This is a genomic window from Runella sp. R5_40 (assembly GCF_057652295.1).
Map to the genome: position 1 here is coordinate 87,021 of NZ_JBYFCH010000015.1, position 13,588 is coordinate 100,608.

Sequence of the window (13,588 nt, forward strand, 5' to 3'; positions counted from 1 at the left end):
ACATTCTCGGTTTTAATCAAGCCATGCTTTTCAATTCGGTCCAATTTCTGCTTTTTTTTATTGTTGTTACGCTTGCCTATTATAGCCTGCGCGGAAACCTGCGTTGGCTGTTGTTGCTGCTTGCGAGCTGTTATTTTTATTTGGTTTTCAAACCGATTTATATTTTAATTCTGTTTGCCACCATTGTTATCGACTACTTTGCAGGAATTTGGATTGCGTCTGCCGAAGGGACTAAACGAAAATGGCTTTTGGTTATTAGTATTTTTACCAACGTCGGAATTTTAGCCGTTTTTAAGTACTTCGATTTTTTTGCCGAAAGTTTCAACGCCGTTTCGTGGAAAGTGGGCTTAGAATGGAGTTTGCCCATCCTAAAACACCTAAATCCCGACCTCGTTTTACCCATTGGCTTGTCGTTTCATACATTTCAGGCCATGAGCTATACCATCGAAGTATATCGTGGAAATCAGCAAGCAGAACGGCATTTTGGGATTTATGCGCTGTATGTGATGTTTTACCCGCAACTGGTTGCTGGCCCCATCGAGCGCCCGCAAAACGTGCTGCATCAATTTCACGAAAATCATGCTTACGATTGGGAAAACATCAAAGCAGGCCTGACGCGAATGGCTTTTGGTTTGTTCAAAAAGGCCGTTATTGCCGACCGCCTGGCCCTGATGGCTGGCCCAGCTTACCTAGACCCACAGCATCACAACGGACTTACGTTGTTGGTTGCGACCTTCTTTTACACTTTCCGAATCTATTGCGATTTTTCGGGTTACTCTGACATTGCTTTGGGAGCGGCTCAAGTCATGGGTTTCAACCTCATGGAAAACTTCCGCACTCCTTATTTCTCAAAGTCCATCGCTGAATTTTGGGGACGCTGGCATATTTCGCTATCGACTTGGTTTCGAGACTACTTATACATCCCTCTCGGCGGAAATCGCGTAGGAGAAGGAAGGGCTTACCTCAACCGCTTCATTGTTTTTCTTGCAAGTGGACTCTGGCACGGAGCTAGTTGGAATTTTATCATTTGGGGAGGATTACACGGAAGCTATTTGGTTGCCGCCTCTATTCGCGACAAATACTTAAAACGGTGGAACATCACACTGCCCAAAGCTACTTGGTATCTTTACCTCCAAACAGCTATTACTTTTTTACTTGTGATGCTGACGTGGGTATTTTTTGCCGTCGGCGATAATCCCAAACTTACCGTTGGAGAAGAAGTTCGCCATTCTTTTATTATTCTGAAAAAAATGACGCAACTTTCCTTTCATGAACCCCTTCAAGCAGCGCTCAACAACGTTGAAATGTGGTTTTCGGTAGGGCTTATTCTTCTTTTGCTCATTAAAGAGCACTACGTTTTACACATTCCGACCCGCAAAAACGTTGTTTTCTGGACGGTCTTTGTTACGGTATCCGTCTTAACCTACTTCTTTGGCGTTTTCGACTCCAATCAGTTTATCTATTTTCAGTTTTAGGAAACTATCGTGAGTCAGGTTGCTCACATCCCGTGTGTCAGGTTGCTCACAACCTGACGGTAAGGAGCAAGTCAGGTTTTGAGAAACCTGACACACGAAACTTCGGTTTTGAGAAACCGAAGGCACAGTTGGCTTTGAGAAACCGAAGGCACACCTCAGGCACACAGTTGGCACAAAAAAACCTGTGGGTCGAAACCCACAGGCTGGATATATAAACTCCAAGAAACAAAGAAACTACATTAGCGAAGGCAATTTACAACTGAGATGCTAAAATTGCAATACCCTCTTTAAAAGTATGTGGATTATATCCCAAAATTTCATTTGATTTATCCAAAACAAAGCCCGTACGCGCTGGTCGCTTCGCTGGTTGGGTAAAATTAGAAGAATCGGCTTCGGCAATCAAGCCTTTGTCTAACCCAAAATAATCGGCCGTCATCATCGCCATTTCGTAGGGAGTTAGCAAATCCTTCCCTGAAATATTAAACACGCCTTCGGCTTCCTTATCGGCAATTAAAAAACAACCCATCGCCAAATCTTCGGCCAAGGTAGGCGTACGCCATTGGTCGGTTACTACTTTGATGTTTTTACCTTCTTCCAACGATTTTTTGACCCAAAGAATGATATTGGAACGAGACATATCAAACGCAATACCATAGACCAATACCGTCCGAGCTATTGCCCACCGAATGCCCGAATGTTGAACTACCTTTTCAGCAGCGTATTTGCTCCATCCGTAAAAACTCAACGGATTGGCTTCTCCTTCTTCGGTATATGGGCCTGCGGCACCGTCAAAAATGAAGTCTGTCGATACATGGCAAAGAAATATATCGTGCTTACTGCACGCTTCTACCATGTATTCAACGGCTTTTACGTTTTGTGCCCAACACGTTTCTTTTTCAAATTCACACTGATCCACGTTGGTCATCGCCGCTCCGTGGATAATTACATCCGGCATCGTTTTTTGGATGACAGATGCGACTTCTTCAGGCTTGGTAATGTCCATTGAAAAATAGTCATACCCTTCTTTAAAAGGAAGACGGTTTTCGCCGCGTGCCGTAGCAATAACCTTTTTATCAGACTGTTGAGTAAGAAGTTCTACTAATTTTTGTCCCAACAAACCGTTAGAACCTGTCACAAGAATTGTTTTCATACGCGCAAAGATAGTACCTCATGCCAAACCACAAACATTAAGTTTGTGGTTTGGCATTAAAATAAGATTAAAAAATAAGGACGATTTACCTAAAATTTCTCAAGGTGTAGGTGAATGTCATCATGTAATAACGCTGCAAAACTTGCGTCCTAACATCTTCAATATAGGAGGAAGTAATGTTACGGCTTACACTATTGTTCTGGCGAAGTACGTCAAACGAACTTATTTTCAACTCTCCTGCTCGATTCTTCAAGAATTTGTATCCTACAGCCGCATTCCAGAGGGTGAAGTTAAGGTTAAAATCCTGTCCAAGTCCCGTGTAAAACGTATTATTGATATTCGTATTAACGAAGAAACCGCCTTTTGTCTCCCAGTTAATTTTGAAGTTGCTATTTTGGAAATAGAATGTCCCATCAAGCGCAGGTTGGAGAGAGTTTTTCACGGTATTGTAGTTACCATTGACCGACAAAGTAAAGTCAAGTTGTTCGCTAATGTTGCTACTTAAAACAAGTCCTCCCGTAATTGATTGGGTATTTGCAATATTTTCCACAAAGTTAATCAAACCTATGGTTCGGGTATAACCTGTTCCGATGTTGAAATTCAAATTACTTTTCAGCGACGTAAGCGGCATTCCGTACGTAATAAATGAGCGAACATTCCAGTTTCCGTTGACGTTGACGGGCTGGGTAAATTGGGAGCCAGTCCGCAAAGTAAAGCCTGCAACCACGGTATCTCTGGTAGCAATAAAGGTAGTATTGCTAATATTGTTTTGGGTAAACGACCCATTCAAATTGATAAAGAAACTACGAGCGGTTTTTGCCTTTGTGATTCCGTACCGAAGCGACATATTATGGTTATACTCTTGCTTCAAGTCAGGATTACCCGTTCTGAGCAACAATGGGTTAGAGTTGTCCACCACATTTTGCAATTGGCTAATAGAAGGTGCATTGGTGGAAGTGCGGTAATTGATTCGCAAACTTTGGCCATCGCTTCCACGGTACATCAACATCGCCGATGGCAAGAAGTTATTGAACGAACGGTTTACTTCAAATTCTGTTGGATACGTCTGTTTTCCAACGAGTTGGGCATTTTGGTAGTTCAATTCGGCCGTCACCATCGTTTTTTTGATGCGCAAACGATAACTTCCACCGAAGCGGTTGGTCATGTAGGTATTATCAAACTCATTGGAAAGGCGCAAATCAGGCGAGCTGTATTCGCTCGTTGCTTGGTTATAGTTGTAGGTATTTCTTTCCGAGTAATTTTTGGTGTACGATGGCACGTAATTGAGTTGTAATTGCCCACCCCGACCTACATTTTCGGTCAAAGAAATAGTACTCGAAACCGTGTAGCCATTTCCTCTGCTTTCGGTTTGTTGGTCGGTAATTTGCAAGGAATCAGCCGTCAAACGTCCGAAATAACGGTTGGTTGACTTCAACGACGATTCACCGACGCGGGCATTCGATGAAGTGGTCAATCCTACTGAAATCGTACGGCCAATTTTTCCAAAACGGTGACGCCACAGAATCGTATTTCCCCAGTTATTCCCATCATTTTGATTTTGGCGATTGGTCTGCGTTTGGTTTAGCGCTCTTCCACTCAAACTATTCGCTCCTAATAAACTACTGAACGAGGTATTATCTTGCAGGCTAAATCTAGGCGTAATGATGACCGAGTTTTTGGTATTGATGGTATATTCCAAACGGGCATTTACGCGGTGGTTAAAGTTATTGTTTGACGAATAATAATTTTCATCATACAGTTGGCCTGCACCTTGGGTTGTAAAAAACGTACGTGCCAAATCCGTTGTGTTGGTGTTTTTAGCATTATTAAAAAAGTAACTACCCGTCACTTTCCACTTTTTCCCCCAGTTGTCAGAGTAGTTCAACCCAATTGCGTTGGTCGTTGTAATACCACTTTGCTGTCCTGCCAAAAAATTATCAGAGGCATTTCCACCGCCAAAATTTCCACCACCGCCGCCGCCGCGATTTCCACCACCGCCGCCACCGCCACGGTTTCCGCCGCCGCCTTGGCCTCCCCCTCCTGAGCCACCTAATACCCCAAGCAAGTCTTCGGTGCCAAAGTTTTGTTGGTTGATATTATTAGACATCCCGATGAGCGAAATGCGGGTATCTTTCTTAAAATAATTGGTACTTCCCCCTATCATGTAGCGGTTGTCGGTGCCATAGCCTGCATAAGCTTTCCCAAACTGACCATTATTGCGGTCTGAACGCGTAACAATATTGATGGTTTTGGTGGTTTGGCCATCGTCAAACCCCGTAAACTGTGCTTGGTCACTGAGGCGGTCAAACACTTGAATTTTATCAATTACTTCGGCTGGAAGGTTTTTTAAGGCCAATGTTGCATCATCTCCGAAAAACTCACGGCCATCGACAGTTACCTTTTGTACGTTTTCTCCTTGGGCTTTTACCTGACCGTTTTCAATGGTGATGTTGGGCATTTTTTCCAACAAATCTTGCGCATTAGCGTCTTTGTTGACTTTAAAAGCACTGGCATTATAAACAGTGGTATCGCCTTTTTGCTCAACACGCTCCGCTACCCCTTTTACAATGACGTCTTTCAACAACTGCGCATCAGGTTTAAGGGCAATTTCGCCCAAATCAGGACTAGTCCGACGAAAATTAAGGCGTTGGTCGTACGAGATATAACCAATATATGAAGCCACCATCCGATAGCTTGCCGAGGGAATGTTTTTGAATAAGAACCGCCCAGACGTATCGGCAACGACTCCAAACCGTGAGGTTGAATCGGCCGTATTGATCAAGAGTACATTGGCGCCAATCAGCGCAGATTTGTCGTTGGCATCAATCAGGCGGCCTTTTACTTCAATCGTTTGGGCTACCGCCAAACTAGCTGAACATAGAAAAAGAAGGGCAAAAATGTAACGTATTTTTGTCATGGTGTATGTTATTTCACAATTGGATAGTTGAAATAGCAGAAAGTTTAGTCGCAGAAGCGGTAAAAGCGATGAAACGCCCAAGAACACCGACGATAAGGGGGGGATTTACCGATAAAGATTTTGACGTTTTTGGGCTTTAAGAAATATTGGCTTTACTTGTAACCTAAATCTTAAAACATCCTTTTCCCCTCATGAATCGTCGCGACTTTTTCCAACAAACAGCCTTGGGCGGCGCTGCCTTGTCGCTCCCCACTCCTACACCAGCCCCAGCGGCCGTCGCCCCTTACAAACTAGGACTTGCCTCTTATTCCTACTGGCATTTCAAAACGCCCAAAGTACCCATCGAAACGGTGATTGACGAAGCCGCTCGCCTCGAAATCGAAGGAGTGGATATTTTGCACCGCCAAATGGACAGCGAGGACAACGCTTACCTCCAAAAGCTCAAACGCCATGCTTTCGTCAACGGCGTGGACCTGATTTGTTTGTCGATTCACCAAAGTTTCGTTTCGCCCGACGCCGCCGAGCGCCAAAAAAACATCGACCATACTTTGCACTGCATTGAGCTTGCGTACAAAATGGGCATTCCGTCGATTCGTCTTAATTCGGGGCGTTGGAATACCATCAAATCGTTTGATGAACTCATGGCCAAGCGGGGCGTAGAACCCATCTTGCCAGGCTACACCGAAGACGACGGCTTCAAATGGTGCATTGATAGCATCGAAAAATGCCTCGCCAAAGCCGCCGAATGTGGGGTGATGTTGGCACTCGAAAATCACTGGGGACTTACCTCTACGCCAGAAGGATTGTTGCGCATTCGGAAAGCGATTGATTCGCCTTGGTTGGGGGTGTTGATGGACACGGGTAATTTTTTGGAAGACCCTTACGCCAAATTAGAGAAAGTAGCCCCCGTCGCCAATTTTGTACAAGCCAAAACCTACTACGGAGGCGGCGAGTGGTACTCGCTCGACTTAGACTATAAACGTATTTTTAATATCCTTCGCCAAGCCAACTACAAAGGCTACGTGGCCCTTGAGTTTGAAGGCAAAGAACCCGCCGAATCGGGGGTACGCAAGAGCATTGCGATGTTGCGCGAAGCCATGAAAGGCTAACGCCAATCCCACGCCACAATGTTCCACAAGTCGATGTGGTCTTCGTGGGTGTGTATCGTCCGAAAACCTACGCGCTCGTGCGCCCGCGTCGAGCGCGTATTTCGTACGGCAATTTCGGTAACGCACAAGTCAAATTCGCCCGACAATTGGCGTTTATGTTCGGCATACAGCCCATCAAAAATCCCTTGTCCACGGTGCGACTGCGCCACACAAATTTGCCCCATGACGTAATAACGTTGCTCACTCAACGGCTTTCCGTCGTACGACAAGCCCGAAATAATGTCGAACATCGGCACCAATTCGGGAATGAGTTGCCCGAAAGTTCGGGGCATCACCAAGGCATAGCCCACCAACAAGTCGCCGTCTTTGGCGATGATTTGGGGCAAGGCATCGTTCATTTTTTTGATGGACTCAAATGAATGTTCGACCGTTGTAAAACCTTGGTCTTGTTGGTATTCTGACGGGGTATTTTTGTATAAATTTTGGCGTTGAAGTTCCAACACCTTACGTAAATCTTCGTCGTTTTGGGCAGAAGTAAAAATCACCGACATGTCGCTAACGGGTTAAAAAGTAGAATGGCCGTAAAAGTAACAACAGGCTTTCAGCAACCCAAACATTCGCCGTATCTTTGTCACAAACACATTCATCCAACCTAAACACGTATGCTAAAACAACCTTTACTTCGGCATTTTTTGTCCATTGCTTTCTGCTTAGTTACTTTTTTATCTTTTTCCCAAACCCCCATTCTGCCCGAGCGCGAACGAGCCCGCGTTGTGGATGAAATTTTAGAAGACCGCTTCAACAACCTATTGCCACAGTTGATGCGGCGAGAGGGAATTGACATGTGGATTATTATTTCGCGCGAGTACAACGAAGACCCCGTCATGAAAACGATGTTACCCAGTACGTGGCTCTCGGCGCGGCGTCGTACCATCATGGTTTTTTATGATGCGGGTGGTGACAAGCCCCTCGAAAAATTAGCCATTGCCCGCTACGACGTCGGGAATTTGCTCAAAGGCGAGTGGGACATCAATGTACAACCAAACCAATGGCTGGCCCTGTCGAAGATGATTGACGACCGAAATCCGAAGAAAATTGCCTTAAATTTCTCCAAAGATTATGGCCATTCTGATGGACTGACTTTTACCGAACACAAAGAGTTTATGACGGCTTTGTCGGAAAAACAAAAAGCAAAAATTGTCTCAGCCGACCGCCTTGCCGTGGCTTGGCTCGAAACGCGTAGCGAAAAAGAAGCGGCCATTTATCCAATTATTTGCCGTATTTCTCACCAGATTATTGAAGAAGCTTTTTCGGAAAAAGTTATTCACCCAGGCATCACCACCACCGACGATGTGGTTTGGTGGATGCGCCAAAAAGTGACGGATTTGGGATTAGAAACGTGGTTTCATCCGACGGTTGACATTCAACGCCTTGACCCCGAAAGTTTTGACCATTTACGTACGTTTTCAAAGCGCCCCTCCAAGCAAGTCATCATGCCAGGCGACCTGCTACACTGCGATTTTGGGATTACGTATTTACGCCTAAATACCGACCAGCAACAACACGCTTATGTCCTTCGGTCAGGCGAAACCGACATTCCTGAGTACTTGAAAAAGGCATTTATGCAGGGAAATCGCTTGCAAGATATTCTTACAAGCCGCTTTAAAGTGGGAACTACGGGCAACAAGATGTTATTGGAATCGCTCGAACAAGCCAAGAAAGAGGGTATTACGGGAAGTATTTATTCTCACCCAATTGGCGTACACGGCCACGCTGCGGGGCCTACGATTGGGATGTGGGATCAGCAACAGGGAGTACCTGGCACGGGCGATTATCCATTGTTCCAAAACACCGCCTATTCCATTGAGCTAAATGCGGCCGTTGAAATTCCTGAATGGAAGAAAACGATTCGGATTATGTTGGAAGAAGACGGCTACTACGACGCCAACGGCTTCCGTTATTTGGACGGTCGGCAAAAGGAAATGTTTACCATTCCACGAAAAGTGGCCAATGTCAAATAAAATCAAAGAGGCTGCCAACAATGGCAGCCTCTTTGATTTTTGGCGATTAGGAGGGTTTTTCCCCTTTCTTCATTCGATTAGTAATCGACAACAACAAGGCTGGCAACAGAATCAAGTTGGTACACATCGCTACCAAAAGCGTGATAGAAACCATGACCCCCATCGCCGCCGTTCCGCCAAAACTTGACGCGGCAAAAATGGCAAATCCACAGAACAAAATCGCCGCCGTGTAAATCATGCTCAAGCCCGTTCCAAAAATCGCTTTGCTAATCGCGACCGTTGGGGGATGGCCATTTTTGTAAATTTCCTGACGATAACGCGTCAAGAAATACACCGTACCGTCGGAAGCAATCCCAAACGTGATGCTAAAAATCAGAATCGTGGTAGGCTTAAAGTAAATATCAAAAAAGCCCATTATACCCGCCGTCAGCGCCAGAGGAATCAAACAAGGCAGTTTTGACAATAAAATAATAGGAACCGAACGGAAGAGAATCATCCCCACCAAAGCAATCAGAACAATCGCAATAAGCAAGCTTTCGTATAAGTTGCCCAACAAGTAATCGTTGCTTTTCAAAAACACCAAACTATGTCCCGTTAAGCTTACGTTGTAATCTTTGGGGCTAAAAATAGAATCAACTTTCGGACGAATTTCTTTCAACAACTCTTTAATGCGTTCTGAACCTACATCGGCCATTTGAAAACTCACCCGCGTAATGCTGCGGTCTTTGTTCAAAAACGTATTCAACTGCTTCGCTCCTGCTCCATTTTGGCCTTGCCCTTGCACAAAATCCGACAATTTCGACAACTCCATCGCCCCAGGAAGTACGTAATACTTGGCATCGCCCCCGCGATAGGCTTGGTATAAAAAGCGCGATGCTTCCACCGCCGAAACAGGTTTTGAAAACTCTGGGTAATCGGCAAGTGCATTTTGGAGTGCTTTAATTTTGTACAATGTTCGGGCTTGATTTCCAAATACACCGTTGGGTTGTTTGGTATCAATCATTACTTCAAACGGTAGAACTCCATTGAAGTTTTTCTCAAAAAAGCGCAAATCCACGTAGATTTTATCATTTTTGGGCAAGTCATCCACCACATACCCAATGGCCTTGATTTTGGTTATTCCATACGCAGAAATCAAAATCATAGCCACCATCACCAGGTAAATAGCGCGGCGTTTGTTGTGTACCAAATAATCTACTTTTGTCAGGATTCCCACCGCCCATTTTCCGTCCAAATGACGTAAATGACGCGCTTTTGGAATATCCATGTAGTGTAACGTGATGGGCAACAGCACCAAACAAAGCACGTATGTTACCATCACACAGATAGCCGCAACCACGCCAAACTCCACCAACAAAGCACTATTGGTAAAATAAAACACCCCAAAACCAATGGCCGTGGTGACATTGGCCAACAAAATCGACAGGCCGATTTGTTTCACCATTTCGGCAATGGCCTCGTCTTTATTGCCGTGCGTTTTGAGTTCTTGTTGGTATTTATTGATTAAGAAAATACAGTTCGGCACACCAATCACAATCAACAACGGCGGAATCAACCCCGTGAGGGCCGTAATTTTATACTCAAAAAGCTGCAAAGTGCCAATTGAAAACACAACCCCGATGAGCACGACGACGATAGAAAGAAGGGTAAGGCGGAAAGAGCGGAAGAAAACCCACAAAATAAAGGCCGTCACGACCACTGCCAAAATCATAAACAACGTCATTTCGCTCGAAATCTTCTTCATCATCGTTGTTCGGATGAAGGGCATACCCGAAAAATGAAGCTCGGTATTGTGCTTAACGGCAAATTCGTTTGAAAACTTCGCAACATCCTCTACAATCGACAATCGGCGCTTTGAGTTTAGCGAAGCTTCGTTGAAGGTTACTAAGATAAGAGTCGAATTGGTTTTTGAATTCCACACCAACCCATCATAAAACGGCAAATTTTGAATTTGTTTTTTCAGAGTATCCGCCTCCGCTTGGGTCGTTGGGAGCTGTTTCATGGCGGGAAGAATATCGAAGCGGCTGGCACTGTCGTTTCGTACCACCTTATAAACACTTCCCAGCGAAAGCACATTTTTTATCCCCTCAGTCGATTTGATTTTCTGAGCAAGGGCCTCCCAATCGCGAAATTTATTGACTTCAAACAAGTTTTCATCCTGCCAACCAATGACCATTATCGCGCCATCTTCCCCAAAAAGTTGTCGAAAATATTGGTATTCTTTTTCGGTAGGGTCGTCAGACGGCAGGATACGTGCAAACTTGTACGAAAGCTCAATTTTACTTCCTTCGTACCCCATAAAAACCGTTGAAACCAGTATGACTGCCAGCCAAATAAACCGATATTTGATGATATTTTGAGCAATATTATTCCACATACGCAATGGTGCTTTGTTTTACGAAAGTCGCAAAGATACTCAGCCTTCCCGTGATTCAGCCTAAAAAAGTAAAGTTTATTGTCCATCATGAAGGTCAATAGAAAATAAAAATGCCCCGATTTTCATCGAGGCATTTCGCATTTACAAGCTCGTTTATTATTTAAAAGTAACAGGCAACGTCAATTTATCAGCCCCTCGCTGCACTTCTGCTTCCACCGTTTGGCCTTTTTCAAATTTTCCCAACGCGCCCATATAATCGTAAATGGTATTGAGGGTATATTTATCCAAACGTAAAATCAAATCACCACCTTTGATACCCGCCGCTTCGCCAGGACGATTTTTAGAGACCCCATCCACCTTGATACCTGGCCCATTGAAAGAATAATCGAGCAAAAGCCCCATCGTCACTTTGAAACTCATATTTCGGGCCATTGGCATGGCAGTTTCGCGGTATTCTAAACGATTAGGAAGTTTATCAACGGCGTTCACAATCCCAACCACTGAGTTGAGAATTTTAGCTTCTCCTTCAAAGTTAATCAGTTCAATGTCGTCGCTTGGCTTGTGGTAATCGCCGTGAACCCCCGTAAAGAAGAACAAAACAGGGATTTTCTTTACATAAAACGACGTATGGTCGGAAGCACCAGCGCCTGCGGAGTCAATTTTAAACGCCATTTTATCACGTTCCAACACGGGCGGTATCACTTGCCCCCAGCTAGGACTTGTTCCCCACCCGCCCACAGTAATTGCTTTATTAGGGTCAAAACGGCCAATCATGTCAAAATTGAGCATTAAATTCACCGTTGATAAGTCGATTGTAGGGTTATTAGCGTAGTATTTTGAGCCTAACAGACCTAGTTCCTCAGCCGAAAAGCAAATGAAGAGGAAGTTGTGTTTTTCTTTGACTTTGTTTTTGGCAAAATGCCGCGCTAATTCCAACACACCTGCCACACCCGACGCGTTGTCGTCGGCACCATTGTGGATTTTCCCTTTACTGTCAGGAATCAACGAGCCACGCTGATACCCTTCGCCGAGGTGGTCATAGTGCGCTCCGATGACAATGGTACGGTCGGCCCCGTTATCCAAAAAACCAACTACGTTGCGGGCGTCCAACACGTGTACTGTATCAAGATTCGCCTTAAAAGGCTGTTCGTAGCCATTGGTGCCTTTGGGTTGAAGCCCAATTTCTTTGAAATACTTCGCAATATAATCCGCCGACATTTTTTCTTCCTTCGTCCCCGTCCCACGGCCTTTCAGTTCGTCGGATGCCAAGTAAGAAATATGTTTTTGGACGTTTTTGGCAGAAATGTCTGATTTCTGGGCGTACAATGAACCCGCTGCCAAGCAAGCTACTAATAGTATTTTTTTCATTAGAGGAATGTGATGAGTGAATAGTTTAGAGTTTGCATCTTCAACAAGTTTAGTCTAGGCCAATATACCGTGTGCAATACGGGTTAGTTCGTCATGAATCCACTCAAAACCATAAGGCGTTTCAAGCAATTCTATGGTTTTTTTACCGCTTAAAATATGGTTTGGGTGATTCATCCACCCAACAAACTGCGGCAATTCTCCAAAAACATCCTCCCCACATTTACATAAAACCGCAAGTTGAAGAGAATATTCCTAGACATCTTTTCCTATTGGCACAGAAATGATTTCAAGTTCGCCCCAATTATTTACATCAAACATCGTACATGGCATTTGGCGTAAAAATAATGACTATTTTACATAACAACCCTGTGAAAAATGTTTTAATTATAAGTTCTTACCTACGAATTTACAAAGCCTATTGCTTCGGTGGCGTGGGTCTCCAACGAAACGACTGCGTATCAATCGCCCTCATCGTGCACAAAACGCCATCAAGATGGTCGTATTCGTGTTGCAAAAGTTCTGACAACGCATCTTCCATCAGCCATTCTTGCGGCTGCCAGTGTTCATCGAAATATTTTATGGTCAACGACTTATGGCGCTTGACTTTTACCAACAAATTAGGAAAGCTCATGCAGTCGTCCCACAGCTCAAAGGTTTCATCGCTCAAATTCACCAGTTCTGGATTAATAAACACCACTGGGCGGTCGATGTTCATGTAAATCAACCGTTTCATAATCCCTAACTGCGGTGCGGCAATGGCTCGTCCAAAGCCATATTTTGTGCGTACTTCTTGCATTACATTGTGGAGGTCGGCCACCCAGCCCAGCAACTCGTCGTGTTCTTCGGGTAAAACAGGGGCACATACCTCGTATAATCGCGGGTCGCCCAGTAAAAGTAAATCGGCTAATGTTTTCATCTTTTTCTTCGTGTCTAAGCACCGTTGTAAATCAAAATCTTTATGTGTGTTTGGCTTTGTGCGGTTGGTTTCTCGTGATGTGCCGTTGGTTTCTCAAAACCAACCAACTCGGGTCTCTTAAAACCCTTACAAACGAGGTTTTGAGAAACCTCCAACGTCAGATTTGAGAATCTGACGTCACTCATGATGTGAAGTTGGTTTCTCAAAACCAACCGACTCAGCTTTTTCAAAACCCTTGCAAACGAGGTCTTGAGA

9 protein-coding genes and 1 pseudogene are annotated in these 13,588 nt (G+C 44.5%); 3 read left to right on the forward strand and 7 right to left on the reverse strand.

Features of this window, described 5'->3' with window-relative positions:
* Positions 1 to 23 precede the first annotated feature (23 nt).
* A complete protein-coding gene (locus tag AC23N5_RS21655) occupies positions 24 to 1,475 on the forward strand; it encodes an MBOAT family O-acyltransferase (protein WP_487757217.1) in 1,452 nt (483 codons plus the stop codon).
* Between the two features lie 253 nt (positions 1,476 to 1,728).
* Here the strand turns inward: AC23N5_RS21655 and AC23N5_RS21660 are convergent, their stop codons facing one another.
* Positions 1,729 to 2,625: an SDR family oxidoreductase gene (locus AC23N5_RS21660; RefSeq protein WP_487757218.1), complete on the reverse strand. Its 897-nt coding sequence runs from the start codon at positions 2,623 to 2,625 to the stop codon at positions 1,729 to 1,731.
* 85 nt (positions 2,626 to 2,710) lie between these two features.
* Positions 2,711 to 5,542, reverse strand: a complete 2,832-nt coding sequence (locus tag AC23N5_RS21665) for a TonB-dependent receptor (RefSeq protein WP_487757219.1) — start codon at positions 5,540 to 5,542, stop codon at positions 2,711 to 2,713.
* A 191-nt stretch (positions 5,543 to 5,733) separates the two neighbouring features.
* Here AC23N5_RS21665 and AC23N5_RS21670 point away from each other — a divergent pair, with 191 nt between their 5' ends.
* Positions 5,734 to 6,651, forward strand: a complete 918-nt coding sequence (locus AC23N5_RS21670; RefSeq protein ID WP_487757220.1) for a sugar phosphate isomerase/epimerase family protein — start codon at positions 5,734 to 5,736, stop codon at positions 6,649 to 6,651.
* On the opposite strand, the gene AC23N5_RS21675 is transcribed toward AC23N5_RS21670, so the two are convergent.
* Positions 6,648 to 7,202, reverse strand: coding sequence for a GNAT family N-acetyltransferase (locus AC23N5_RS21675; RefSeq protein WP_487757221.1), 555 nt, complete (start codon positions 7,200 to 7,202; stop codon positions 6,648 to 6,650). The genes AC23N5_RS21670 and AC23N5_RS21675 overlap by 4 nt on opposite strands.
* Positions 7,203 to 7,313: 111 nt before the next feature.
* Between AC23N5_RS21675 and AC23N5_RS21680 the strand changes: the two genes are divergently transcribed.
* The gene (locus AC23N5_RS21680) at positions 7,314 to 8,672 is read left to right on the forward strand and encodes a M24 family metallopeptidase (protein WP_487757222.1); all 1,359 of its coding nucleotides are present in this window, start codon (positions 7,314 to 7,316) and stop codon (positions 8,670 to 8,672) included.
* Positions 8,673 to 8,718: 46 nt separating this feature from the next.
* Here AC23N5_RS21680 and AC23N5_RS21685 read toward each other — a convergent pair whose 3' ends face one another.
* The 4 genes and pseudogenes from AC23N5_RS21685 to AC23N5_RS21700 all read right to left on the reverse strand — a co-directional run bounded on the left by AC23N5_RS21685 (position 8,719) and on the right by AC23N5_RS21700 (position 13,333).
* The gene (locus tag AC23N5_RS21685) at positions 8,719 to 11,049 is read right to left on the reverse strand and encodes an efflux RND transporter permease subunit (protein ID WP_183973055.1); all 2,331 of its coding nucleotides are present in this window, start codon (positions 11,047 to 11,049) and stop codon (positions 8,719 to 8,721) included.
* A 156-nt stretch (positions 11,050 to 11,205) separates the two neighbouring features.
* Positions 11,206 to 12,417 carry a M20/M25/M40 family metallo-hydrolase gene (locus tag AC23N5_RS21690; protein WP_229601301.1) on the reverse strand — a complete coding sequence of 404 codons (1,212 nt, stop codon included), beginning with the start codon at positions 12,415 to 12,417 and terminating at the stop codon, positions 11,206 to 11,208.
* 54 nt (positions 12,418 to 12,471) lie between these two features.
* Positions 12,472 to 12,621 (reverse strand): annotated as a pseudogene (locus AC23N5_RS21695) (antitoxin Xre/MbcA/ParS toxin-binding domain-containing protein); the annotation flags it as partial.
* A 211-nt stretch (positions 12,622 to 12,832) separates the two neighbouring features.
* Positions 12,833 to 13,333, reverse strand: a complete 501-nt coding sequence (locus tag AC23N5_RS21700) for a peptide deformylase (RefSeq protein WP_487757223.1) — start codon at positions 13,331 to 13,333, stop codon at positions 12,833 to 12,835.
* Positions 13,334 to 13,588: the final 255 nt, after the last annotated feature.